The sequence below is a fragment of the Streptomyces sp. NWU339 genome (genome assembly GCF_003143855.1).
GTDB lineage: Bacteria > Actinomycetota > Actinomycetes > Streptomycetales > Streptomycetaceae > Streptomyces.
The window spans coordinates 1-22919 of the sequence record NZ_QFRK01000084.1; the positions used below are offsets into that span (position 1 = coordinate 1).

Genomic DNA, 22919 nt, shown 5'->3' on the forward strand with positions numbered 1-22919 from the left:
GGGCCGACCTGGACCTGGTGGAGACTCTGGCCTGCGCGCTGCACAGCGAGTACGTCTCTGCCCGCCGGGACTTCCGCGCCCGTGAGATTCTGGGCCTTCGCGCCTACGCCCAGGTCGCGGCCGGGGCGGTGGACCGGCCCACCGCCACCGCAACTGTGCTGGGCTCGGAGGACCGGTAGCCGCTGGAGGCCCTGGTCTCCTACGCCCTGCAGCAGGGTGGCGCCGCGACCGCCCGTGCCGTTCTGCGGGCGGCGGACCGGCCGGGGTTCCACCGGGACCGGGTGCAGCGCCGGACCATCGAACGCGACCGGGAACCCGATAGGGAAGGACACGTATGACGCGCGCCGACGACACGAGCGAGGTGCGGGACCGGCTGCTGGGCTGGCTGCTGCCGGACGGCGGCCCGGCCGGCTCGCTTGCCCAGGAGGACGTGGAGCGGTTCTGCTGGTACGAGCTGCCCGTCAAGTGGATGGCCGAGCCCGCCGAATACCCGCACCTCCTCACCGCCCTGGCCGAACTCCTCCAGGACGCCGGCAGGCCCCGGACCGCGGCCGTCTGCACGTCGGAGGTCACCCGCGAGATCCTCGACGCGTGGCAGCACTCGCCCGATCAGGGGCGGGCCGCCTACCGGCGGGCGGTGGACGCTTCCCCGGTGACCCCGCCGGACACCGCCCTGCTCACCTGGGGGCCGGTGATGGGCATCGACGAGGCTGTCGCCCGCAGCAACGCCTCGCGGCTGCTGGAGCAGGCGCTGGACGACGGCGCCCTGGTGCCCGGCGCCCGGGGGTACGCCGCCGCCCGCATCAAACGTCTGGAGCGCTGGCTCACCACCCCGCACCCCGCGCACGACGGCCGTACCCCGCTGGACGCCGTCCACAGCGAGCGCCGCCGCACCTGGGCCGAGGCCCCGCCCGCCGCCCGCCGCCGACTACGCGGCACCGTAACGGACCTGCTGAGCGTGGCGCCCGAGGCACCCACCGACACGGCCGAACCCCTGCGCTGGCTGCTGGAGTCGGTCGGCGACGGAGTGACGCTGACCCAGGCCGGCTACCTGCCGCGCGCCCTGGTCATCGAGGCCGCCGAACGCGACGACTGGTATCTGCCCGGCATGGTGCCGCGCACCGAGTACGACGTCGTCCGCCTCGCCGAACTGCACGAACTCGCCCGTGCGGCGCGGCTGCTCGCCAAGCGGCACCGCAAGCTCGCCCTGACCGCCCGCGGCCGACAGCACCTCGCCGACCCGGCCCTGTTGCAGGCCACCGCGGCCCACGCCTGGTTCGGCGACGGCGTCCGAGCCGAGCTCGCCGAAGCCGCCGCCGCAGCCCTGCTCGACGGGGAGCTCACGCTCGACGACCTCACCGCCGCCGTGCACACCCTGGCCGCCGAGGCGTTCACCCTCGCCGACGGCAGCACCCCACGGCCCGACGACACCCGCCACTTCCTGTGGCAGTGGCTGCGCCCCGGCGAGGCCCTGGACTTCCTGGCGTACCGCGACCGCCGCCGCTCCACCCTCTCCCTCACCCCCACCGGCCGAACCGCCGCCCTCACCGCGCTCCGAGCACGTGCCCACGCCCCGCGGACCGCGCCCTGGGCGTGAACCTTCCGCTCAGGGGCGGGCGGGCAGGACGCAGCCGAGTTTCAGCAGCGCGGTGCGGAAGACCGGGAGATCGTCGGGAGCCACCACATGAGGTGCCTCGGGCCGATCCGGGAGCACAGCGCGCCCGCCCTGCGGTCCTTCTCGAACATCACGGCCTGTGCCCCGTCCACGCACTCCAGCAGGTGGCACGTGCCCAGATCCCGTACCTTTTCGGTGCGGGAGGCGGCGTCGGCCGGCAAAGGCATGGCGGTCTGCGGCAGTTCCTCTCCCGGGCTGCTCCCGGTCAGGAAGCGGCGCAGGTCCTCCAGGCCGCGGCCCGCGTGGAGGGCCTTCGGCAGGGAGGCGGTGGACAGCGTCCAGACATGGTCGGCGGACCGGGTCGCGAACGCGTCGAGCAGCAGCGCCTCGGCCGGGGCCAGGCCATCGAGTGCCACGACGTCGAAGTTCGGCAGGACCCTGACCGGGCTCTGCGCCCCGACAGCGGGTGCCGGACCCGGCCCGGTAAACACCAGCGGCCAGGCGACGGCCCTGACCAGCTCGCCCCCGTAGAAGTCACCGCCGGTGAGGATCTCGCCCAGCGCTCGGATCGTGGCCGCGGAGAGGCGCTTCGTCTGTCGCTGCACCGCAGCCTGCCCGCGGCGGCCAGCTGCAGCACCGCTGCCGTTCCCCACCCGCACCCACCCGCGGCGGCGGTAGGGTCCGCCAGGTGAGCGAGTACCAGTACTACGAGTTCCAGGCCCTCGACCGGCCGCTCAGCCGCGAGGAACAGGAACAGCTGCGGGCCATCTCCACCCGGGCCCGGATCACCGCGACCAGCTTCACCAACACCTACCACTGGGGCGACCTGAGCGGGAATCCGCGCCGCATGGTCGAGCGCTACTTCGACGCGCACCTGTACGTCACCAACTGGGGCACCCACCGTCTGATGCTCCGCCTGCCCAGGCAGACCCTGGCCCTGTCCACGGTGAAGCCGTACTGCCTCGACCACCACGTCGACGCCTGGACCACCCGCACCCACCTCCTGCTCGACCTCACCAGCGACGACGAAGGCGGCGACTGGGTCGAGGGCGCCGACGACTCCCTGGCCGCCCTCATCGGCGTCCGCGACGAACTCGCCACCGGCGACCTGCGCCCCCTCTACCTCGCCTGGCTCTCCGCGCTCGCCGCCTGGGAACTCGAGGACGACGACGAGGAGGAGTACCGGATCTGCCCGGAGCCGCCCGTTCCGGCCGGGCTCGGCGAACTGACCGCCCCGCAGCGCGCGCTCGCGGACTTCCTGCGCGTGGACGACGACCTGCTGACGGTCGCGGCCCAGGCCAGTCCCGCCGCGCCCAAGAAACCGGCCAGGCCCACGAAGAAGGAACTCGCCCCGCTGATCGCCGCACTGCCCCAGAAGGAGAAGGACGCCCTGCTGCTGCGGCTCGCCCTCGGCCCGGAACCCGGGCTGCGCACCGAACTCCTGCACCGCCTGCACGGTGCCGACGCACCCACCACGGCCCCCGGGCGCCGCTCCGCCGCCCAACTCCTGGACGCCGCCCACACACGGCGCGCCGAACGTCGGCAGCGCGCCGAACACGACCGGACCACCGCCCGCGCCCAGCGCCTGACCGCCCTCGCGAGCGAGGCCGAATCAGCCTGGCAGAAGATCGAGGCGCACCTCGCCACCAAGAAGACCAGCGCCTACGACCAGGCCGTCACCCTCCTCGCGGAACTGCGCGACGCCTGCTCCCACACCGGGCAGGACACGGACTTCCACCAGCGGCTGATCCGCCTTCGCGAGGACAATCAACGCCGCACCGGCCTCATCCACCGCCTCGACCGCCACGGCCTCCGATAGGGCCCCTCCTGCCTGGCACCGATCGGGCCGGACCGCGCCCTCCCCACCTCGGGGAGACAGCGTGAGTGCCGGAACGCGCACGGCCCCATGGAGCGCCGGTCTCCACGGTCACCGCATCGTGACTCCTCGCTGTCTCTTTCTGAGAGGGGATTGACAGCACCACATCCGGCCCGCGGTTCAATTCTGCGCAGGGACACTTCTCCGGTCGGGACGCTGGCCCTGGCCAGGTGTGTTCAGTGGGTGCGTCGGTGTGGACCGCCGGGTGCGGATACGGCCTTGGCTGATGGCGATGCCGACTACGACGATCATGGCGCCGACGGGCTCGCTCCAGGTGATGCTTTCACCGAGGACAGTGATGCCGAGCGCGACGCCCACGACCGGGGTGAGGTAGGTGACCGTCGAGGCGTTGGTGGCGCCCCAGTGGGCGACGACGTTGGTGTTCCACACGTAGGCCAGCCCCGATCCGGCCACACCCAGCGCAAGGACGCTCAACACCACGGGCCACGACAGGGCAACGGGGGAAGTCGCGGTGAACGGCGCGGCCAGCAACATGATCATGGCTCCGAGACTCACCTGCATGGTCGCCACCGCGAGAGTTGGCAGAGCGCGGGGGGAGATGAAACGGCGCAGGTATACGAACGCCAGTCCGTAGCACAGCGTCGCCAGCAGACAGGCGGCCTGGGCCGCCCCGCTCCCCCCAGCGAGTCCCCGCCACGGGGCGAGCACGACCACCACGCCCGCGAAGCCCACCAGCAGACCGGTCAATTTCGCGCGGTCCGGGCGCTCGCCGGGAAGCGCCACCAGCGCGACCACCATCGTCATCAGGGGCGTCGTGGCGTTGTAGATGCTGGCCAGCCCGGAGGACAGATGCAGTTCAGCCCACGCGAACAGGAGGAATGGCGCCACGCACAGAAGGACGGCCACGACCGTCAGGTGCCCCCAGACCGCCGCGTCCCGGGGGAGCCGCTGCCGGGTTACCGCCGTCATGAGCAGCAGCGCCGCAGCGCCCGTCACCATGCGGCCCAGTACCACCTGGGTAGGCGACAGCCCCTCCAGGCCGATCTTGATGAACAGGAAGCTCGCCCCCCAGGCCAAGGCCAGCAAGACGAACTGGCCGAGCACCAGAGGTGAACCCTCTGCCCTGACCTGAAGCATTCGCAACTCAGCACCTCCCGCGACTCACTACGTGGTCTGCCACCGGCCACAAGCTGGCCGATCACCTGAGCCTCACACGGTGCACCCCTGGTTGCTGGCGGAAAACCGACGTCGCGTTCGTCGGCGGGGGGGTAAGGACAGCCGAAGCGTCAATCGGGGATCGGGTCAGACCCTCGAGCGGTGCCTCCCCCATCCTCACAGTCGGGGATCTTGGAGTTTCCCGGTGCGGCAGCCTGATCAACAGTCATGCTCGGGGCTGTTCCGCAGGCCGATGCAGTGGTGGGGTGTTCGTTGTCGCTCCGTCCCCGTTCCGGTGAGCAAGTCCCGTCTCTGACCGCGCAGATTGCGCGGGCGAGCAACCCGAACGATACGACGGCGATATGGGTGCGGGACCGGTTGGACGGGCTGTGGCACGACGAGGACTTCGCCGGCTGGTACCCGCGTGACGGCCGTCTGTGCGATATCCCGCGGGTTTGTCCTGGCTTTCATCTCCCGTTACCGCAGGTCAGCCCGGCAGATGGGAGTGATGGATCCGGATAGATCGTGACGGTTCTTCGGGATTCCTGAAGAACCGTCCCGATCCCTACATAGACGCACAGGCCGAGGGCGACGAGATGCCCGGTCAGGCCCCATGTCGAGGAACTGTGGGCCACGGCGAACTCGCGGGATGTCGCGCAATAGGTGCAAGAGCGCCCGGCAGCTCAACAAGGGCGAGTCGCTCCACTTTCTGCGCCGCCAGCTCCACTACGCCCGCGGGGGCAAGGTCACCCGCAGCCAGCCCGAGCAGCAGAACGAGCAGGCGGGCGCTGTCACGTTGTTGAGTGAGGAGGTGCCTGGGGTGCGTCGGGGCGTGGCGAAGCCGGGTTCCGGCCGCGTGTTCAAGGGATGCTGGACAGGCCGGCAACTCCGGTGATCTGGTCCCAGATGGCGAAGCGGACGGTCATCTCGGCGCGATAGTGAGCGGCGGTCATCCGGTGGCGGCGGGGCCGGAAGTGGGGTGAGATGCCGCGGAACGCATCCCGGAATCGCTGTGCTGCGCCGACGGAGCGGAAGCCTTTCCTCGCGCGTTCCCGCTGCCGCGTGGGCTGGTGGCTGTTCTCGGCCCGGTTGTTCAGGCCCTGGTGCGAGCGGTGCTCCACCGACGGCATGACCTCACGGTGGGCGGCGCCGTAGGAGCGGAGCTTGTCGGTGACGATCACCCGCGGCACCGCACGCGTCGTCTTCAGCAGGCGGCGGAAGAAACCCCGGGCGGCGGCCTTGTCCCGCCGGCTCTGGCACGAGGATGTCCAGGACGGTGCCGTCGGCGTCGACGGCCCGCCCCAGGTACCTCCGCTCCCCGTTGATCTTCACGAACACCTCGTCCAGATGCCATGTATCCCCGGGCCGCGGCCGGCGGCGGTGCAGTCCGTTCGCATAGGCCTGGCCGAACTTGGCGGACCAGCGGCGGACGGTCTCGTAGGACACAGCGACACCGCGCTCGAGCATCAGCTCCTCCACCTCACGGAACGACAGCGGGAAGCGGAAGTACAGCCACACGCAGGGGGAGATCACCTCGACCGGGTACCGGTGCCCCTGGTACGACGGCGACGCGCTGTCCACGGACGGTCCCCCTCCACCATGACCAACCCGAAGATCATCCCACCCGGTCAGCCAACGTGACAGCACCCTTGACACTGCCGGGGTCGCGATAACTGCGGCACGCGCCGGTGCGGACGTGGTGCGCACCGTGTACGGTCAGCGGCTCACCCACATCGACAAGGGCGCGACGATGCGGCTGGACCGGGTGAGGGAGAACGGCCTGTTGTCCGCGAAGTTCCGGGGTGCCCGGCAGTCCGCGGCCGGCAGTACCTCTCAGCGGGTGGCGACCCGGTCGTCGTACTTGATGCGGGTGAGGAAGAAGTCCCGGACGTCCTCGGCCAGCAGCTCCGGCACCTCCATCGCGGCGAAGTGGCCGCCGCGCTCGAACTCCGACCAGTGCCTGATGTCGTACAGCCGCTCGGCCAGCGGTCGCACCGACTGCGTGATGTCGTGCGCGAACACCGCGACGCCGAGCGGCACCGGGCACGGCTGCTGGACCCCCCGCGGGGCATCGTGGTGGAACCGCGCCGAGGAGGCCGCCGTGGCGGTCAACCAGTACAGCGAGATGCCGGTGAGCATCCGCTCGTCGCTGACCGGCGTGGCGGGGTCGGTCCACTGTGCGAAGCGCTCGGCGATCCAGACCAGCTGGCCGACCGGCGAGTCGGTCAGCGCGTAGCCGATGGTCTGCGGGGTGAGGGCCTGCAGAGCCTGGTACGGCGGGCGGTTCGCCATCAGCTGCCGGACCTTGTCCAGCCGGGCCTCGTCCGTTTCGGACAGTTCGATGCCGGCATCCGGGACCGGCCGGGTCGGCAGGTAGTTGACGTGCACCCCGACGACCTGCTCGGGTGCCATCGCGCCGAGCGCGATCGAGATGCCCGCGCCGAAGTCGCCGCCCTGCGCGCCGTAGCGCTCGTACCCGAGACGGCGCATCAGCTCGGCCCAGGCCCGCGCGACCCGGGCGGCGTCCCAGCCGCGCTCGTGGGTCGGCCCCGAGAAGCCGTAACCCGGGATGGACGGAATCACGAGGTGGAAGTCGCGCGACAGCGGCTCGATCACGTCGAGGAACTCCAGGAACGAACCGGGCCAGCCGTGGGTGAGGATCAGCGCGAGCGCGTCCGGCTTCGAGGACCGGACGTGGACGAAGTGGATGTTCTGGTCGTCGATCTCGGTGGTGAAGTGCGGAAGCTCGTTGAGCCTGGCCTCATGCGCACGCCAGTCGTAGCCGGTGCGCCAGTACTCGGCAAGCTCCTTGAGCCGCGCCAGCGGGAAGCCGTAGTCCCACCCGGCGTCGGCGACCTCGTTGGGCCAACGGGTGCGGGAGAGGCGGTCGGTCAGGTCGTCGAGGTCGGCCTGGGGAATGTCGATGCGGAACGGCTTGATCACGGTCTTCACTCCAGGGGAATTCATTCGCAACCCAAACGTTCGTGCCACTAACAAAGGTAGACTGTTAGTGGCACTAACACAAGAGGTGGAGGATCCCCCATGAGCCCGACCCCCGAATCCACCCCGGCCCGGCTGCGCGCCATCCCCAGCCGCCTGCTCGCCGGGGCCGCGGTCGTCGCCGACCGGCTCGTCAGCGAGCGCCTGGCCGCCGAAGGCGCTCGCAAGTGGCACTTCGCCGTGCTGGTCGCGCTCACCGAGGCCGGCGCCGCCAGCCAGGCCGAACTCAGCCGCCGCACCGGCATCTACCGCAGCGACATGGTCGCCGTCCTCAACGAGCTTGCCGACGCCGAATGCATCCGCCGCGAACCCGACCCCACCGACCGCCGCCGCAACGTCATCACCCTCACCCCCACCGGCCGCCGCCACCTGGAGCGCCTCGACACGCTCATCTCCGACGCCCAGCGCGAACTCCTCGCCCCCCTCACCCTCGCCCAGCAGGGCGAACTCACTTTTCTGCTGACCGTCCTGACCGAGCACCACCATTCCCCGCACCCCCGCCCGCACGACGCGCAATAGCCCATCCACCCGCGCCGTCCCGAGCCTCGCCCCCGCCACCGACGGCGCCTCGGGGCGGTTCTTGCCGGTGCCCGGCGCGATCCTTCCCGACTGAGACCCAGCCTCATGCCAATCGGGCGCCGGCCCGTCCGGCAAGTGCGAGACCGACTTGTTCCAGGGGTGGTTGAGCCGCATGGTAGAGCGCGCGCACGGGGCGGCCGGCTGAGCTCGGATCCACCGGCTTGATGCCTGTGGATCCGAGCTGAGCGACCGGCTCGCCGGCCTCTCGTCCTGGGGTTGTTCCGTATCGTCCTCGGCCTGCTGTTCACCAACGAGGGCGCCGCCACGCTCTTCGGTGTACTGGACAGGCAGGCCAGCCCCACGGGTGACTGGCCGTTCTGGTACGCCGGTGTGATCGAGCTCGTCTGCGGTGCCCTCATTCTCCTCGGAGTCGCGACCCGCAGCGCGGCGTTCCTCAGCTCGGGGGCCATGGCTTTCGCCTACTTCACCGAGCATCAGAAGGACGGTGCCTTTCCTCTGCAGAACGGCGGCCTGGCCCCGGCATTGTTCTGCTGGGGTTTCCTTCTCCTGGTCTTCTTCGGGCCGGGCTCCCTGACGCTGATGGGCCTGCTCCGCCGACAGTCCGCGCCGAGTGCCGCGTCCCCGGGGGCGCGGGAGGTTCCCAGGTGGGGTAGGGAGTGACGGGCCCCGTCACCCGGATGCCGTCGGGTCGTCCGGCATGGCGAGGTGCGCCAGGTCTCCCGGCGGCGCACTGCGGACCGGCCAGAGCGGTGCGGGCGTGCCGTCGGCGACCGCGGCAGGCGCGTCGGTGAGGTTCATACGGTCACGGAGGCGGCCGTAGAAGTCCATCGGGCCGAGCCGTACGGCACGCAGCCTGCGCGGTGCGGCGTAGACGCCGATCCAGTCACCGGGGCCGATCACGCCGCGGAGCTGGCCGTCGATGCTGACGGCGGCGCGGCCCGAGCGCTCGAGCACCCGCAGCCCGACGGGCTCGTCCGGGGCGGCGACGACCGACCGGTTGAACGTCATGTGCGGTGCCACCGGTGTGAAGACCAGTGCCTCGGTGCCCGGCGAGACCACGGGGCCGCCGGCGGCAAAGCTGTAGGCGGTCGATCCCGTCGGCGTGGCCACCAGCAGCGCGTCGGCGGAGTACGAGGCCAGCAGCCGGCCCGCGATGTAGACCCCGACCGAGATCTGCCGGTCCCTGGCGAGCTTCTCCAGTACGACGTCGTTGAGGGCGGTCACGTCCAGCGGGATGCCCCACTCGCCGCCCGTCTCGCAGTCGGAGCGCACGCTGGTCGGGGGCAGGAGCGGGCCTCGGCCGTAGCTCATGAGCGCCTCGATGTCCGAGGGCACCTCCAGGCGGCACGAGGCACGCATGGTCAGCAGCATGCGCTGCTCCACGTCGAGCCGGTCGTCGTGCACGGCGTCCAGCGCCGTACGCACCATGGTCATGGGCACCTCGGTCAGGAAACCCACGCGGCCGAGGTCGACACCGAGGACCAGCGCGTCGATGGCGGCCGCGAGCCGGGCCCCGCGCAGAAAGGTGCCGTCCCCGCCGAGGGTGACGACGAGGCCGGGGTCGCCGGCCGCCGCCATTTCCTGCCGGGCGCTGCGCCGTTCGCCGTCGTTCCACACGTCGATGTCCTTGCAGGCGACGGCATGTTCGGCGCACCATGCACGGACCGTGCGGGCCGCCTCCGCGGCCTCGGGACGTCCGCCGTGTACGACCATGCCGACCCGGTCCACCGCCATCTCCGCCTCCTGGACGTCCGCTCGCCCCGACTGGGCGTGGGGCTCCATCCTGGCCAGGCGCGCGTCGACCGGGCGCGGTACCGGGCCGTCCGGGTGGTGCGGTGGCTGGTCAGCCTTGGCGGGCCTTGAACCGCGGATCCTTCTTGTTGATCACGAAGGTCACGCCCCGTCGGCGCACCACCTGGGCGCCGGGCCTGGACTTCAGCGAGCGCAAGGACTTGCGTACCTTCATCACGGTCTCCTTCCGCGGGGCTGCACGAGGGCGAGGGAGGCGGGTGTCATCGTTCTTCGCGGAAGAGGACGTGCTCTCCGGCGACCGGATCGTACTTGCGCAGGACGAGCTGGTCGGGGTCGTTCAGACGGTTCTTACGGGTCACGTAGGTGACTCCCGTACCGGCTGCCGACTTCAGCCTGACGACGGGCCGCGCTGTGCTGCGTGCCATGAGGTGCTCCTTCCGCCACCGCCCGATCCTTTTGGCTCGGGCATGCCGGCATGGGGGTGCAACGGCGTCGGCGGGCGGGATATTCCGATACGGGGCCCTGGCACTGCTCCTGGCGATGACCGGCCCGGGTTCCTGGTCGGTGGACCATGCCGTGGGCGCGGACGCGATGTCCGGCGTTCCCTGGGCTCTGGCCGCGGCGGCCGTCGCCGTGGCAGTGGCGGCGCCCGCCCTGCTGCTGCGCCGGCGCAACCTTCGCGCCCCGGCCGCGGTCCCGGGCCCCTCGGACGGGCCCTCGTAGGGCGGGATCCGGCGCACGGTGTCGACGAAGCCCGCTCAGGCGTCCCTGATGGTCGTCCTGACGGGTGTACCGATCTCGATCGTGCGGCTGACCGTGCAGAGCCGGTCATGAGACGTCCGCACCGCGCGAGGAAGAACCGCGCGGGCCCGGTCCGCACCCTCGCCGTCCGGGAAGGTGACCGCGAAGGTGACCTCGAGGCCGGTCATGCGGTTGCCCAGCTCGTCGCTGATCTTGTCGCCGGTCACCGAGACCGAGAACTCGGCCGGCTCGGCGTGCCGGACGGTGGCCACGTCGACGTCCGCGGCCGTGCAGCCACCGATCGCGGCGAGCAGCAGTTCGGCCGGAGTGAACTCGGCGTCCCCTCCATCGCCGGAGGCGGTACCGAAGTGGATCGTGCCGCCACGGGCGTTGGTGGCGACGAAGTGGCCGGTGCCGGTTCGCTCGACGACGACGGAACACCCGGGTGCTTCACTCATGCGTCGACAGTAGTGCCGCCCGAGCCCGGAGGGCGGGGGCCGGCCGCCCACGCGCCACCCCGCGCAGGCTGTGAGACCGTGGAGGCGAAAGTCCGGCCGCGCGGGCACCGCGGCTCCCGGGACCAGTCGCACCTCGGGTTCCGGGTGGAACGCGGGGTGACGGAGGTCCGGTCATGATCGACTCGCGAATCCCGTACGGCGCTCCCGCCGACGGCGGCCGGTACGGGGAGGATCTCTTCGAACCGGAGCGCCCGGGCGAGGCCGCGCGCATCGACGCCGGTGCGCTGGTGTATGACCCCTTCACCACACACCGTCTGCGGATGCTGGGCGCGGGGCCGGGTCTGCGCTGCCTCGAGGTGGGCGCGGGGACCGGAACGGTCGCGCGGTGGCTGCTGGAGGAGGCGGGCGTCGAAGAGGTGGTCGCCCTGGACAGGGATACCGACGCACTCGCCGCTCTCGGGGATCACCGGCTGCGGGTGCTCACCGCGGACCTCACGGACGAGCACCTCAGACCGGGGGCGTTCGATCTGATCCACGCCCGGTTCGTCCTGATGCACCTGCCCGACCGCCGGCGGATCGTCTCCCGGCTGGCCGGCTGGCTGAACCCCGGCGGAACACTGGTGCTCGGTGACACGGTGGAACTGCCCGACCTTCTCGGCACCCGCTCCGCGTACCGACGCACCATGGACGCCATGTGGCAGGCCCTTGGGACGACGATCGGCACCGACATCTCCGGTGTGCCGGCGTATCCGCGCTTCCTGAGCGAGGAGGACCTGCGGAACGTCGCCGCGGAAGTGTTCTGTCCGCCCCTGCTCCCCGGCAGTCCCCTGGCCCGGTTCTGGTCCGAGACCTGGAGTCGTATGCGGCCGGCGCTCGAGGCGACGGGGCAGGTCGACGCCGATGTCATCGAGGAGGCTCTCGCATACCTGGACTCGCCGCGGCTCGCCGAGCTCGGGCCGGGCATGGCGATAGCGTGGGGACGACGGACCTGATCGGCCGGGGCCCGCGTACTCGTGCGCGCCGCGGGGCCGGCACGGTCCGGTCGTGGAATCCGGTGGTCGTCGTCGCGGCGAGCAGCGAGTCGAGCACCGCCTCCTCCACCCCGTCGAAGACCGCTTCGAACAGCGGGCCCGGTTCGGCGTCGGCCGCGCAGGCGACGGCGTTCGGCCGGGTGCCGAAGGCCACGGCGTAGTCGCAGCTGCCGTGGCCGTAGGCCGCGCCCGTGCGTGCGGGGGTGAACGCCGCCCTTCGCGCGACACGGGTGCGCTGCCGGGCGTCGAGCGGGGCGTCCGTGGCCACCACGATCATGCAGGAGCCGGTCTCCGCCAACGGCGCTGGCGCCGGATCGTCGGGCTCGAGGCCCGGAGGCCGCGGGGTCACGGTGCGGCCCAGGCCGCGCAGGGTGCCGCCGAAGTTCGCCTGCACCAGGACGCCCGCGGTGAAGCGTCGGTCTCCCACGTCCGGTGTGCGCGAGGCGGTGTCGATGCCGGCCTTGAAGCCCGGTGCGACCGTGCCGGTGCGCGCGCCGACGCAGCCCCCTCGGTCGCGGGTCCGTCCGACGCTCCGTCGAGGGCGGCCCGTACGTGCTCCTCCCGGACGAGCCGTGAGCGGATGTCGGACAGGAAGTCGTCGTTGCACTCCCCCACGACGGGAATGAGGCTCTGTGTCTCCTCGCAGCCGGGACGTCGGAGCATCCAGCCGGCGAGGGCGTCGGCTGCCCGGAACACCGACAGGGTGGAGGTCAGCAGCACCGGGGTCTCCAGCGTGCCGAGTTCGGTGAGCCGGGTCGTGCCGGCGAGTTTGCCGTAGCCGTTGCCGGTGGACACCCCCGCGGGCAGGGGCTCACCTCGTCGGGCACCACGGCGGTGACTCCGCTGTGCGCATCGAGGTGCCGGCGGACGGTGGTGTGGCCGACCCGGACGCCCGGTGCGGACCGTGGGTGGGGCAGCTGATCCGCATGGCCGGACGTCGCACAGGGGTGCCGGCCGGCCTCACGGTGCCTCGGCGGGGGGCTTCCGGTCCTTGCTGCTCAGTGCGCGGGCGAGCGGCAGCTTCGAGAGGGCCAGCACGCCCACGACGATGAGCACGGCGCCGAGCAGCTGGAGCGGGAGCCTGTGCCGCTTGGAAAGTCATCGCTGCTGGTCAAGCCGCATATCGGTACTCGTTGATCGCTCCGCCGGGGATGCGGGTGCGTCGGAGTTTGCCGGGATGGCCGTGCCGGCGTTCGGCGGCGGGTTCCTCGCTCACGTCGGGCGGGAGTCGGTCCCGGGCCTGGTGAGGCCGGTGCCCGTTGTAGTGATCTTGGTACCGGCCGAGGACGCGACGCGCACGGGCCTCGTTCACGATCAGCACGTGGTCCACGGCTTCCCGGCGGATCGTGCCGATCACGCGCTCGCAGTGGGCGTTCATTCGCGGCGCCCGGGGCCCGCCGAGCAGCACGTCCACGTCCTCTGACGGGAAGACGGCGTCGAAGGCCTCGGTGTACTGGGTGTCGCGGTCGCGCAGCATGAAACGCAGGGACTCCATCCGTGTGCCGAAGCCAGCGGCGAGGTTGCGCGCCTGCTGCACCGCCCACCGGCCGGTCGGGTGGGCGGTAACGCCGGTCGGGTGCAGGCGCCGGGTGCCGTGCTCGAGGAACGCCGGCACATACAGGCGCTTGCCCAGGACGGTGTCGGGGTGGAAGAAGTCCGCGGCAATGATCCCCTCGGCCTGGGCAGTGAGGAACGCGCGCCGGCCGGGGCCGGAGCGGCGTGGGGCCGGGTCGATGCCCGCAGCGTTGAGGATCTGCCGGACGGTGGACGGTGAGATCGGGTGCCCCAGCCGGGCCGGCTCGCCCTGAATCCGGCGATGGCCCCACCTCGGATTCTCCTCGGCCAGGCGCAGGACGAGCTCCTTCAGCGCGGCCGGGGTCGGGCGTCGGCCGGTGCGGCCGCGGCGCTTGGAACAGTCCCACTTCTTCGCGATCAGCCTGCGGTGCCGGGCCGGTACGGTGCCGGGCTGGACCGGGAAGACCTGCGCCCAGCGACGGCGCGGTATCAGCGAGGACAGGGCAGCAAACCAGAACCGGTCGGCCGGCTCGTAGCGCACCGGTCCTGCGAGTTGGCGGCGCAGGACCGTGTTCTCGTGCCGCAGCACGAACAGTTCAGCTTCCTTCGTGGTGTCGCGGCGCAGCAGTATGCCGGGGACGGCCGGCAGCTTCCGGGGCACCCTGTACGGCAGCGAGACGATCACCACGACAGCATCCCGGCTGCTACCGACGCTCCAGGACATGGGTACGCACCTGCAGCGATGACTTTCCGAGCGGTACAGGCCGTCAGTCCATGCCCGTCGGGCGTCGGTCGGCCGGGGCGCAGCCGGGGCGCAGCCAGGCGAGTTCGGCCGAGGTCAGCGGTGGCTCGGAGGTGGGCGGCTCCGCCCGCCCGAGCAGCGTGGACAGCACCACCCGGGGGGCGGCCAGCCGCGCGAAGGAGCCGGAGAGCGTATACGCCTCGAACAGCGCCTCCGCGGCGATCTGCTGGCTGCCAGCCGTCCGCACCAGCCGGTCGGCGTACCGCTGAAGCACGCGGACGGCGAGACGGGGCCGCGGGCCGACGGCTCCCGGGTAGCGGATGTCCTGGCTGGTGGCCGTGCGCCAGGCCGAGGAGGCGGCGTCCGCGATCGCCTGCTGGACCCGTCCGGACCAACCGGACGCCGGACCGGGGGAGTCGAGGGCGTCGCGTAGCGCGCAGGCGCCGCGGGCCGCGACCGACATGCCGTGACCGTAGGTGGGGTTGAAGCAGGCGACGGCGTCGCCGAGGACCACCAGCCCGTCCGGCCAGTGGGAAAGGTCCTCGAAGTACCTCCGCCGATTGCCGGTGCTCCGTGAGGAGTGGACCGGCCCGGCCGGCTCCGCGAGGGCGGCGAACTCGCCGACCACCGGGTGGCGTACTCCGCGGGCGAAGTCGATGAACTCCCGCCCGTCCGTGGGCGGTTCACCGCCGCGGGTGCCGGACAGCGTGACGAGCCACCGCCCCTCCTCGATGGGCAGCAGCGTCGCCGTACGCCCCGGGCCCGCCGAGCGCGGATCGGCCTGGACGGTGATCAGAGGGAACGCGCCGTCGAGGCCGGGGGGCGCCCGGAACACCCGCGACGCGTACGCCACTCCGGCGTCCACCTGCCGCTCCCGCACCTCGGGCAGCCCTAGGCCGCCCAGCCACCGCGGCGCCCGGGAACCGCGGCCGATGGCGTCCACCACTAGATCCGCCTGGAGCGCGCGCTCCGAGCCGCGCGGACCCTCACCCAGCCGCACTCCGGTGACCCGCGAGGCATCGCCGAGGAGCCCGGTGCACCGTATACCGTCGTGCAGGGTGACGGCAGGATCGGCCAGTACGCGTCTCCGCACCACCCAGTCCAGAAGGTCCCGGCCGCAGGTGAGGATGTACTGGAACTCCGCCGTGCGCTGTATCCAGCCCTCTGCGGACAGGTACACCAGATCGGTCGGCAGGGCGATGCGGTGGGCGCCGGCGGCGACCCAGCAGTCGAGCGTGCCGGGCAGCAGCGATTCGACGGCCCGGGCTCCGCCAGACCACAGCAGATGGCCGTGCCGTGCCTGCGGCAGCCCCGGGCGCCGTCGCGGACCGGTCGGCAGCGTGTCCGCCTCGATGACGGTGACCCGGGAGAAACGTCGGCTCAGCGCGCCTGCCGCGAGCATCCCTGCCCAGCCGCCCCCCAGCACCGCCGCGTGTGCTCGCCTCACACCGAGACTCCCTCGCCCGGGGAACGTCTGCGGGGGCTCCGGGCCGCACCCGCCGCCGGGCCGGCGGAGAGTCGGCGCTGCAATTCGAGATGGCGGAACTGGTAGGCGGCTCCCGCCTGTCGGAGCACTCCGCGCTTCTCGTGCGCGTCCCGGAGGAAGGCGAGGAAGCGCAGCGGAATCCTCCGCCGGGCGGCGAGCACGCACTTGGCGACGAAGAAGTTGCCCCACACGGTCTTCATGCAGGCCCCGACCGCGCCCGCTCCGAGCCCCGCGACGATGCCGACGCCGAGAATCACGGCGTTGTTCACCGCGTACGCCTCGGAGAAGACCGGCCGGGTCGGGACCACGCCGATGAAGCCCGCCAGGGACGCTGCCGCTCCCATGCACAGTCCCGCGATCAGGACGAAGAACAGAAACGACCTGCGGTCGCGGTCGAGCAGCGTGAACGGGTCTGTGGCCGCTTCGAGATCGACCTCGGCCGTGCCGAGACCGAGCCCGACCAGCGCCCCGGTCCCCGACAGCAGCGCCACGGACCCCCCCCACGGTCACCGCGACCGTGACGTCCGCTCGCTCCGCAGCGACTAGACCCGCCCCCAGACCCGCGAGCACACCGAAGGCGGCGCCGATGACGGACCCCCGGACGGTCCACCGGAATCCAGTGGACGGGACGAGCGTCCGCTTCTCGAACACTCCGGCCCCGAAGAATCCGAGCACCCCGTTGAGGGCTCCAACCACACAGCCGAACGTGGGCGTTGTGAGCCAGGCCCCCAGCAGGGTGACGGGAACCCCGATCAGCACGCCCAACAGCACGCCCCGGAGCGGGAAGCCGATCCGCGGATGACGCCGTGTCGCATAGGTCGCATAGAGGAAGACGGCACCGCTGTTGACCACCCCGGCGGCGAGCCCGAAGCGGTAACCGGCCAGGGCGGTCACCCCGCAGACGACGGCCACCAGGTCGAATAGGGCCAGCGTGGCGGGCCGCAGCGCGCGCGGCGCCAGACGGGGGAGCTCCCACCAGAAGAACTCCGGCGCCCTTCCCGGCGCGGAGTCCATGACCCGGGCCATCAGCCTGAGCGTCTTCTCCGCTCTCCCCACCGTCCAGAGAGACGGATGACCAGGCATGTCCCGGTAGACGGCGGCGCCGAAGCTCTCCAGAAGGTGGGCGCGCAGCGCGGCCGGAGTGCCAAAACGCGTGGCGTCGCCCAGCTCCGCCGGGTCGGGAACGAGCGCGCTGGCCTCGCCCGGGCGCGGGTTGTAGATCGTCCGGGCCAGGGAGAGCATCAGAGGATTGCGCAGCACCGCGGCGACGGCCGAATCCGTGGTCAGAGCCGCGAACACCGGCAGCCATCGCGCCTGTGCGGCCGCCTCGCCCGCGTCCCGCCGCAGATAGGTGACGATGTCGTCCGCGCCCAGACTCAGCAACTCGATGCCCGCCGCGCCCCGCATCCGGTACGACACCCCCACCCCGAGCGTCGCCGCCTCTCGGTAGGCCTCGGTTCTGCAGGAGAGCACGAGGCCGTCGCCCGGACGCAGACTGTCGTTAAGCCGGCTGATGGCGGTGGCGCGGGCGACCGCGGGCATCTCGTCCAGCCCGTCCAGCACCGGGAGGACGAGTCGCCGGTCCATCAGCGCCATCGCCAGGGTGGATCCGCCCGGCGCCGTGCTCTCCACGGCCCTCAGCGCGGGGTGCTCCGACATCAGCCGCTCGGCCATCCACTGCCGGAAGCCCTCCGTCCCGGGGTCCCATGACGCGATGGGCAGCAGCACCGGTACGCACCCTCCGTCCGACCGGCGTTCCAGCAGGTCCAGCACCAGTCTGCTGAGCAGCACGGTCTTGCCCGAGCCCGGTTCTCCCAGCACGACCAACCGTCCGGTGGGCACGCGGGAGAGGACATCGGGCAACTCCGCTCCGCCACCGGCCAGTTCCGCCGCGCCACCGGCCCACGCCTGGCGTCCGGCCCCGGAGGCGCCGGCCCATCCCTCGGCTGTCAGCACGATGTAGGACCACTCCTCGGCGAGCTCACTCCCGGCAGCCGTCCAGCGCACGGGCAGCGGGTGCGGTTCGTCGATGCCCCGCAGCCGCGCCTCCGCCTCCCACTGCTGCCGTACCGCGACGGCGAGTTGGTCCGCCGTCCTCGCCAGGTCCGTGCCGTCCACCGCCTCCACGCGGTCCGCGTGGAAGGCCTTCCACGCGAGGTAGAGGCCGGGAGCCGCGGGGACGACGGCGATCAGCGTCGCCGAGAGCCGGGCCACCTCGTAGTGCTTGGCCAGCCAGAGCACCGTGATGAGGCAAACGGCGCACAGCGCGATGTACACCAGACGGGCGCGGCGGGTTCGCACGCTCGGATGGGTCACGGTCTCATCCCCCTGCCCAGCCCGGGCCGGGAGCGCGCAGAAGGAACCGCTCCACCATGCCGAAGTGCGCGCAGTCACCGTCGCCGGACGTGCCGGGCCAGCGGGCGTAGGAGGCCGTCCACAGTGCGTCGACGCCGTAGTCCCGCCGCTTCAGCGGGCCGCCGAGAACCGTGCCGCGCCGCAGATCGCAACCCGTGCCGGGACGGTCGACGGCCCGCCCAGCACCGTCGACCCGCGTCCCGAGACGGAGCGCGGAGCCATCCCTCCGCAGGAGCACCGCCCATATCTCGGCCCCGCACCGCCCGGACAGAACGCCCCAGCGCCATGCGGTGAAGGCCTGCTGGAGCGGTGCGGCGCCCCAGTTGTGGTCCTGATACGCCCATCCCTCAACCTCATGCGTCCCGCCGGGCGTACGGATTTCGCCGTGGAAGCGGGCCAGAGGCATCGGCACGGACCAGTGGGCCGTCCCGTCCGGCCCGGTCCCGTCCGGCCGGGTCCCCTCCAGCAGCGAGGTCCGGTCAGCGCGCCACGGGCCGCCGATGCGCGCGATGCTCAGGCTCACCCCGTAGCGGGGAAGATCGAGCGCCACCGTCCAGCCCTCCGCATGCTCCTGGAGTAACGGGGGTGCGTGGAGACGTCCATCGGGCGTACGGATACCGGCGGGCACCGTGTGGTGCACGGGACTCTCACCACCCAGCATCAGGGATGCTGACACATACGGGCCGGACCCCCGATTACCGACGACATCGGTCAGATGGGCGGTGACCGTAAGAAACAGCTCTTGGGAGGCGGCATGGAGATACCACCACTCGAACCCCTCGCCGGCGGCGGCCAGAAAGCTCCCGTTGTGTCCCGTGGACCGAGATGCCACGACGCCCTCCCCCTGGTCATCCCCCCGGCGCCGCCGGACGGCCCGCCCGGCTTCGAGGTGCGGAGAATGATACGGGCCGCACCCGCCCCGGCACAGGCCGCGACCGGCCCGACCGCTCCAGGACCGCGGATCGCCCCGCAGGGCGACGGCGGGCGTTGTCACGTTGGCTGACCGGCCTGGGATGATCTTGGAGTTGGTCGTGCCGGGGAGGGGTTCGTTCGTGTCGTCCGCGTCGCCGTCGTACAAGGGCCACCGGTACCCGGTGGAGGTGATCGCACACGCGGTATGGCTGTACTTCCGCTTCCCGTTGTCGTTCCGTGAGGTCGAGGAGGTCATGCTCGAGCGCGGCGTCGTCGTCTCCCACGAGACCGTCCGCCGCTGGTGCGCCACGTTCGGCCAGGCCTACGCGGACGGCCTGCGCCGCCGGCGGCCCCGGTCCGGCGACACGTGGCATCTGGACGAGGTCTTCATCAAGATCAACGGTGGGCTGACGTACTTGTGGCGGGCCGTCGACCAGGACGGCACCGTGCTCGACGTCCTCCTGCAGAGCCGCCGGGACAAGGCCGCAGCAGGACGCTTCTTCCGCCGCCTGATGCAGAAGACGCGCGCGGTGCCGCGGGTGGTCGTCACGGACAAGCTCCGCTCCTACGGCGCGGCCCACCGCGAGGTCATGCCCTCCGTCGAGCACCGGCAGTCGAAGTACCTCAACAACCGGGCGGAGAACAGCCATCAGCCCACCCGGCAACGCGAACGGGCTATGAAGGGATTCCGCAGCGTGGGCGGGGCCCAGCGGTTCCTGTCCGCCTTCAGCGGCATCTCACCCCACTTCCAGCCCCGCCGCCACCTGATGACCGCCTCCGGCCACCGCGCCGAGATGACCGTCCGCTTTGCGATCTGGGACCAGATCACCGGTGCTGCCGCCATGCCCACCGCAGTCTGACCACAGACCCGGACCACAAGCCCACCATGCCCCAACGCGCCGTCAGCCGGTCACCCCCCCACCAACGTGACAACGCCATGTGGATCGGTCGGTGACGGTCATACAGGCCGTTTCATGGCCCCTCAGAGGCGCTACTGGTCGAGGTTGGTTGCTGTGGTTGCTGCACTTCCTTGCTGTACAGCTCGCTTCGTCGCCGCGTTCTGGGCATGAGCCTCACGCCGCAGCCGACGCTCATAGTCCGCGATCTGTTGGGGTACGGGCCTGCTGATTGCAGCTCGGATAAGCCGCTCGTTCTCCCGATTTTATCTTTGTGTACAACCTTTTACGTTCGCCCCAGGTCTGGTCTGTGAGGTCAGCAGACCCACAGACCAGACCTGGGGAACAAATGCGTATTCATGCCACTGTTGCCGCTGTCTCCGGCGCCCTGGCCCTGTCCGCCCTTGCCGCGCCTATCTCTCAGGCGAGCAACCCTTCGTTCGCGCTGACGCGGGCGAACGCCGCCCCGGTGATCAGCAAGGTCGTTGTCAACAGTGGAAAGCCGATCGTGCTCGGTACCACCGCCACCAAGAAGGTGACGGTCTCCGTCACCGCGTCCCACTCCTCGGGCATCGAGGACGCTCTCTCCTACATCTGGAGGGGCCGCGACAGCAACCCGAACCTGTACGGCTTCGGGTTCCACCCGGACGGGGAAAGGGCCAAGTGCAAGGCCGCGAACGCAACAACCTCGACCTGCACCCTCACCATCACGGTCGATCCCGGATACCTGTGGAACACCAACGCCACGACCTGGCGGGTCTACGCCAGCACATGGGGCAAGGACGGGAACTTTACCGAGAATGACAGGTTCTCCTCGGTCAGGTTCCAGCGACTGTCGCGGCTGACGGTCAACGCCTCCCCGGAGCCCGTGAAGAAGGGCCGCACCATCACGGTCACGGGCAAGCTGGACCGGGCCAACTGGGACACCCGTAAGTACGCGGGCTACGCGTCCCAGTCGGTCAAACTCCAGTTCCGGAAGAAGAACAGCAGCACATACACCACCGTCAAAACGGTGAAGAGCTCCAACACCGACACGCTGAAGACCACGGTCAAGGCGGTGGAGGACGGCTACTGGCGCTGGAGCTTCGCCGGTACGACCTCGACTCCCGCAGTCAACGCCACCGGTGACTTCGTCGACGTGAAGTAGTCCCGCAGCGCGCGGTAGCGAGAGAACCGAAGGGCCCGTCAGGCCGGGCCCTTCGTCGTTTCCGCGAGGGGGCGTTTCCGCCGAAAAAAGCGCCGGCGCGCTCGGGATCCTAGAGCACCAGTTTGGAAGATCGCGTACGCGCACCCGTCCCGACCAGGCAAGACGATGACCTGCGCGTTCTCGGGACGCTCGCCGGGAGTTCCCGTTGTTCCCCGCTCCGTGCCGCTCCATCGGGCACGTAGGGGGCACAGGTGCCCGCCTGCCGCGCTCTCCGGCGGCAGTTGGCCCCCTTGGGGGTGCGACGCCCCTGTTCGGCCGTTTCGGAGGCGCTGTCGAGGTCCAGGCTACCGGCGGCGCGTCACTGTCGGTCGGGACCGGCACCGGGGCTCAGAGCGGGCTGTGCGGGGTGGCTGCCACCGGAGCCGTAGCGTTCGGCGAGCAGCCGCTTGCGATGGCCTCTGCGGCGGAAGGCGGTGACGAGGACGACGGCGGCGCCGACGCTGACTCCGAGCATCGGGAGAAGGAGGGCCAGCATCAGCCAGCCTCCAAACGTGACAAAGCCTCCGGGGTCCCCGATGGCGTACCGGGACGGCCCTTGGGAGGTGCAGGTGACCTTGTAGTCGCCCGCCCGCGGCACGTCGATGGTGTAGAGCGGGTTCCAGGTCTCGTTGCGGGTGAGGAACACGTCGATTCCCGGATCGGTGAGACCGGGGTCGCCCGGCCCGGTGATGCCGCACGCCTGGTCAAACCACGTGCCTTGCACTTCGTCCTTGAGCCAGATCGCCTTCTCGTGTTCCGGCTCGAGCCGCAGAGTGACGGTGTCGCCGTTGGCGAACTGGTTGTCCGTGTCCACCGCGTTGATCGTGTTTGTGAACCGGTACACGCCGATGGCTATGCCCAGCACGATCAGTACGACGGTGATCGCGGCCGCTGTTGCATACCAGTGACGGCCGGGCCGGAGTTCGTTCGCCGGTATCTGCGGCGACGGGAAGGGCTGCATCGACACACCCTAGATCACCCGTACTGCCCGGCACCCGCCCCGTTTTCCCAGCCCACCACTCGCCCCAGCTCCCATCCCGTCTGCCGTCGACCCACACACCGTGGACCGCGTCTGCTCGGCTCTGCCTGGGTCGATGGCAGACGGGATGGGAGCTCCTGGCGCACGCCACACTCGGCCGGCACTCGCGAACGGCGCCCCTCCATCCCGGTCCCGGTCTTCGGTACTGGTGACGGGAAGGCTGCCGAATGAGCGCTTGTGACAAGTTGAATGCCTCATCGATGACAACCAGGCTGCCTCGACTGGCCCCGTTCACCTGCTCATCCGGCTTCGTGGGTCTGTCAAACGAGCGGCTCTGTCTCCCATGCGGTGGTGACGGTAAGTAGTTGCCGTGGCTGGCAGTAACACTCCCAGACCAGCACGGGTGACGCGACCGTCGACACCGGGTCCGTCCCGCTCGACGGTGCGTCTGCGACTGCTCTCCTCGAAGCTCGGACCAGGCACATCAGCGATGGCGTTCTGTCACCACCGCATGGGAGACAGAGCCGTTAAGTTGGCCCTGTCTCACTTTCGGTGGTGACGGAGAGTCGTGAGGGTCGTTGACATTCGTGTGAAGAATGTCAACGAGCTTGTGCAGACGGTATTTTCGGGTCTGTCCCCGCTGGTCATCGAGGATGTGACCGACGAGGGCGAGCGGATCGCGGTGCGGGCACGGACTGCGCAGGACGCCGCGTTCTGCC

At 70.9% G+C, this 22919-nt stretch carries 20 protein-coding genes and 2 pseudogenes; 9 read left to right on the top strand and 13 right to left on the bottom strand.

Annotated features, from left to right (window positions below; translation table 11 throughout):
• The first annotated feature begins 334 nt into the window (after nucleotides 1-334).
• The gene (locus DIZ27_RS41475; protein WP_109383491.1) at nucleotides 335-1597 is read left to right on the top strand and encodes a DUF2384 domain-containing protein; all 1263 of its coding nucleotides are present in this window, start codon (nucleotides 335-337) and stop codon (nucleotides 1595-1597) included.
• A 41-nt stretch (nucleotides 1598-1638) separates the two neighbouring features.
• On the opposite strand, the gene DIZ27_RS41480 is transcribed toward DIZ27_RS41475, so the two are convergent.
• The gene (locus DIZ27_RS41480) at nucleotides 1639-2220 is read right to left on the bottom strand and encodes a hypothetical protein (protein ID WP_109383492.1); all 582 of its coding nucleotides are present in this window, start codon (nucleotides 2218-2220) and stop codon (nucleotides 1639-1641) included.
• An 83-nt stretch (nucleotides 2221-2303) separates the two neighbouring features.
• Between DIZ27_RS41480 and DIZ27_RS41485 the strand changes: the two genes are divergently transcribed.
• Nucleotides 2304-3434: a hypothetical protein gene (locus tag DIZ27_RS41485; RefSeq protein WP_109383493.1), complete on the top strand. Its 1131-nt coding sequence runs from the start codon at nucleotides 2304-2306 to the stop codon at nucleotides 3432-3434.
• 177 nt (nucleotides 3435-3611) lie between these two features.
• On the opposite strand, the gene DIZ27_RS41490 is transcribed toward DIZ27_RS41485, so the two are convergent.
• Nucleotides 3612-4556, bottom strand: coding sequence for a DMT family transporter (locus tag DIZ27_RS41490; protein WP_258308837.1), 945 nt, complete (start codon nucleotides 4554-4556; stop codon nucleotides 3612-3614).
• Nucleotides 4557-5256: 700 nt separating this feature from the next.
• On the opposite strand from DIZ27_RS41490, the gene DIZ27_RS41500 reads away from it, so the two are divergent.
• The gene (locus DIZ27_RS41500; RefSeq protein ID WP_181383963.1) at nucleotides 5257-5502 is read left to right on the top strand and encodes a Tn3 family transposase; all 246 of its coding nucleotides are present in this window, start codon (nucleotides 5257-5259) and stop codon (nucleotides 5500-5502) included.
• Here the strand turns inward: DIZ27_RS41500 and DIZ27_RS41505 are convergent.
• Together DIZ27_RS41505 and DIZ27_RS41510 are read right to left on the bottom strand one after the other, a co-directional pair.
• Nucleotides 5468-6188 (bottom strand): annotated as a pseudogene (locus DIZ27_RS41505) (IS6 family transposase). The gene DIZ27_RS41500 and the pseudogene DIZ27_RS41505 sit on opposite strands and share 35 nt — an antisense overlap.
• 252 nt (nucleotides 6189-6440) lie before the next feature.
• A complete protein-coding gene (locus DIZ27_RS41510; protein ID WP_109383508.1) occupies nucleotides 6441-7550 on the bottom strand; it encodes an epoxide hydrolase family protein in 1110 nt (369 codons plus the stop codon).
• A gap of 99 nt (nucleotides 7551-7649) precedes the next feature.
• On the opposite strand from DIZ27_RS41510, the gene DIZ27_RS41515 reads away from it, so the two are divergent.
• Nucleotides 7650-8126 carry a MarR family winged helix-turn-helix transcriptional regulator gene (locus DIZ27_RS41515; protein ID WP_109383496.1) on the top strand — a complete coding sequence of 159 codons (477 nt, stop codon included), beginning with the start codon at nucleotides 7650-7652 and terminating at the stop codon, nucleotides 8124-8126.
• Nucleotides 8127-8402: 276 nt separating this feature from the next.
• Complete coding sequence (locus DIZ27_RS41520; RefSeq protein ID WP_258308839.1) at nucleotides 8403-8807, top strand: DoxX family protein; 405 nt, start codon at nucleotides 8403-8405, stop codon at nucleotides 8805-8807.
• A gap of 9 nt (nucleotides 8808-8816) precedes the next feature.
• On the opposite strand, the gene DIZ27_RS41525 is transcribed toward DIZ27_RS41520, so the two are convergent.
• The 3 genes from DIZ27_RS41525 to rpmG all read right to left on the bottom strand — a co-directional run bounded on the left by DIZ27_RS41525 (nucleotide 8817) and on the right by rpmG (nucleotide 10324).
• Entirely contained in the window at nucleotides 8817-9881 is a 1065-nt protein-coding gene (locus tag DIZ27_RS41525; RefSeq protein WP_109383498.1) for an NAD(+)/NADH kinase, read from the bottom strand.
• A gap of 109 nt (nucleotides 9882-9990) precedes the next feature.
• Complete coding sequence (ykgO, locus tag DIZ27_RS41530) at nucleotides 9991-10113, bottom strand: type B 50S ribosomal protein L36 (protein WP_019525784.1); 123 nt, start codon at nucleotides 10111-10113, stop codon at nucleotides 9991-9993.
• Between the two features lie 46 nt (nucleotides 10114-10159).
• Nucleotides 10160-10324, bottom strand: coding sequence for a 50S ribosomal protein L33 (gene rpmG / locus DIZ27_RS41535; protein WP_109383499.1), 165 nt, complete (start codon nucleotides 10322-10324; stop codon nucleotides 10160-10162).
• Between the two features lie 115 nt (nucleotides 10325-10439).
• Here rpmG and DIZ27_RS41540 point away from each other — a divergent pair, with 115 nt between their 5' ends.
• Complete coding sequence (locus tag DIZ27_RS41540) at nucleotides 10440-10622, top strand: hypothetical protein (RefSeq protein ID WP_109383500.1); 183 nt, start codon at nucleotides 10440-10442, stop codon at nucleotides 10620-10622.
• 35 nt (nucleotides 10623-10657) lie between these two features.
• Here the strand turns inward: DIZ27_RS41540 and DIZ27_RS41545 are convergent, their stop codons facing one another.
• On the bottom strand, nucleotides 10658-11098 hold the full coding sequence (locus tag DIZ27_RS41545) for an OsmC family protein (RefSeq protein ID WP_109383501.1): 441 nt from the start codon (nucleotides 11096-11098) through the stop codon (nucleotides 10658-10660).
• Between the two features lie 173 nt (nucleotides 11099-11271).
• Here DIZ27_RS41545 and DIZ27_RS41550 point away from each other — a divergent pair, with 173 nt between their 5' ends.
• A complete protein-coding gene (locus DIZ27_RS41550) occupies nucleotides 11272-12090 on the top strand; it encodes a class I SAM-dependent methyltransferase (RefSeq protein WP_109383502.1) in 819 nt (272 codons plus the stop codon).
• Between the two features lie 34 nt (nucleotides 12091-12124).
• On the opposite strand, the pseudogene DIZ27_RS41555 reads toward DIZ27_RS41550, so the two are convergent.
• The 4 genes and pseudogenes from DIZ27_RS41555 to DIZ27_RS41570 all read right to left on the bottom strand — a co-directional run.
• Nucleotides 12125-13025, bottom strand: a pseudogene (locus DIZ27_RS41555) (P1 family peptidase); the annotation flags it as partial.
• Nucleotides 13026-13240: 215 nt separating this feature from the next.
• On the bottom strand, nucleotides 13241-14368 hold the full coding sequence (locus tag DIZ27_RS41560) for an integrase core domain-containing protein (protein WP_109383503.1): 1128 nt from the start codon (nucleotides 14366-14368) through the stop codon (nucleotides 13241-13243).
• A 43-nt stretch (nucleotides 14369-14411) separates the two neighbouring features.
• Nucleotides 14412-18188: an NACHT domain-containing protein gene (locus tag DIZ27_RS48595; protein WP_109383504.1), complete on the bottom strand. Its 3777-nt coding sequence runs from the start codon at nucleotides 18186-18188 to the stop codon at nucleotides 14412-14414.
• Between the two features lie 4 nt (nucleotides 18189-18192).
• Nucleotides 18193-19059: a hypothetical protein gene (locus DIZ27_RS41570; RefSeq protein ID WP_146229099.1), complete on the bottom strand. Its 867-nt coding sequence runs from the start codon at nucleotides 19057-19059 to the stop codon at nucleotides 18193-18195.
• A gap of 181 nt (nucleotides 19060-19240) precedes the next feature.
• Between DIZ27_RS41570 and DIZ27_RS41575 the strand changes: the two genes are divergently transcribed.
• Nucleotides 19241-19999 carry an IS6 family transposase gene (locus tag DIZ27_RS41575; protein WP_181383964.1) on the top strand — a complete coding sequence of 253 codons (759 nt, stop codon included), beginning with the start codon at nucleotides 19241-19243 and terminating at the stop codon, nucleotides 19997-19999.
• A gap of 385 nt (nucleotides 20000-20384) precedes the next feature.
• The gene (locus DIZ27_RS41580) at nucleotides 20385-21182 is read left to right on the top strand and encodes a DUF5707 domain-containing protein (RefSeq protein WP_109383506.1); all 798 of its coding nucleotides are present in this window, start codon (nucleotides 20385-20387) and stop codon (nucleotides 21180-21182) included.
• Between the two features lie 358 nt (nucleotides 21183-21540).
• Here DIZ27_RS41580 and DIZ27_RS41585 read toward each other — a convergent pair whose 3' ends face one another.
• Nucleotides 21541-22182 carry a hypothetical protein gene (locus DIZ27_RS41585; RefSeq protein WP_146229100.1) on the bottom strand — a complete coding sequence of 214 codons (642 nt, stop codon included), beginning with the start codon at nucleotides 22180-22182 and terminating at the stop codon, nucleotides 21541-21543.
• Nucleotides 22183-22919 lie beyond the last annotated feature (737 nt).

What these genes read in the sequence shown, in the direction of transcription:
- DIZ27_RS41540 (WP_109383500.1), top strand. Translation starts at nt 10,440, where the DNA reads ATGACCGGCCCGGGTTCCTGGTCGGTGGACCATGCCGTGGGCGCGGAC.
- DIZ27_RS41515 (WP_109383496.1), top strand. Translation starts at nt 7,650, where the DNA reads ATGAGCCCGACCCCCGAATCCACCCCGGCCCGGCTGCGCGCCATCCCC.
- DIZ27_RS41575 (WP_181383964.1), top strand. Translation starts at nt 19,241, where the DNA reads ATGATCTTGGAGTTGGTCGTGCCGGGGAGGGGTTCGTTCGTGTCGTCC.
- ykgO (WP_019525784.1), bottom strand. Translation starts at nt 10,113, where the DNA reads ATGAAGGTACGCAAGTCCTTGCGCTCGCTGAAGTCCAGGCCCGGCGCC.
- DIZ27_RS41545 (WP_109383501.1), bottom strand. Translation starts at nt 11,098, where the DNA reads ATGAGTGAAGCACCCGGGTGTTCCGTCGTCGTCGAGCGAACCGGCACC.
- rpmG (WP_109383499.1), bottom strand. Translation starts at nt 10,324, where the DNA reads ATGGCACGCAGCACAGCGCGGCCCGTCGTCAGGCTGAAGTCGGCAGCC.
- DIZ27_RS41560 (WP_109383503.1), bottom strand. Translation starts at nt 14,368, where the DNA reads ATGTCCTGGAGCGTCGGTAGCAGCCGGGATGCTGTCGTGGTGATCGTC.
- DIZ27_RS41475 (WP_109383491.1), top strand. Translation starts at nt 335, where the DNA reads ATGACGCGCGCCGACGACACGAGCGAGGTGCGGGACCGGCTGCTGGGC.
- DIZ27_RS41585 (WP_146229100.1), bottom strand. Translation starts at nt 22,182, where the DNA reads ATGCAGCCCTTCCCGTCGCCGCAGATACCGGCGAACGAACTCCGGCCC.
- DIZ27_RS41580 (WP_109383506.1), top strand. Translation starts at nt 20,385, where the DNA reads ATGCGTATTCATGCCACTGTTGCCGCTGTCTCCGGCGCCCTGGCCCTG.
- DIZ27_RS41500 (WP_181383963.1), top strand. Translation starts at nt 5,257, where the DNA reads ATGTCGCGCAATAGGTGCAAGAGCGCCCGGCAGCTCAACAAGGGCGAG.
- DIZ27_RS41525 (WP_109383498.1), bottom strand. Translation starts at nt 9,881, where the DNA reads ATGGCGGTGGACCGGGTCGGCATGGTCGTACACGGCGGACGTCCCGAG.
- DIZ27_RS41550 (WP_109383502.1), top strand. Translation starts at nt 11,272, where the DNA reads ATGATCGACTCGCGAATCCCGTACGGCGCTCCCGCCGACGGCGGCCGG.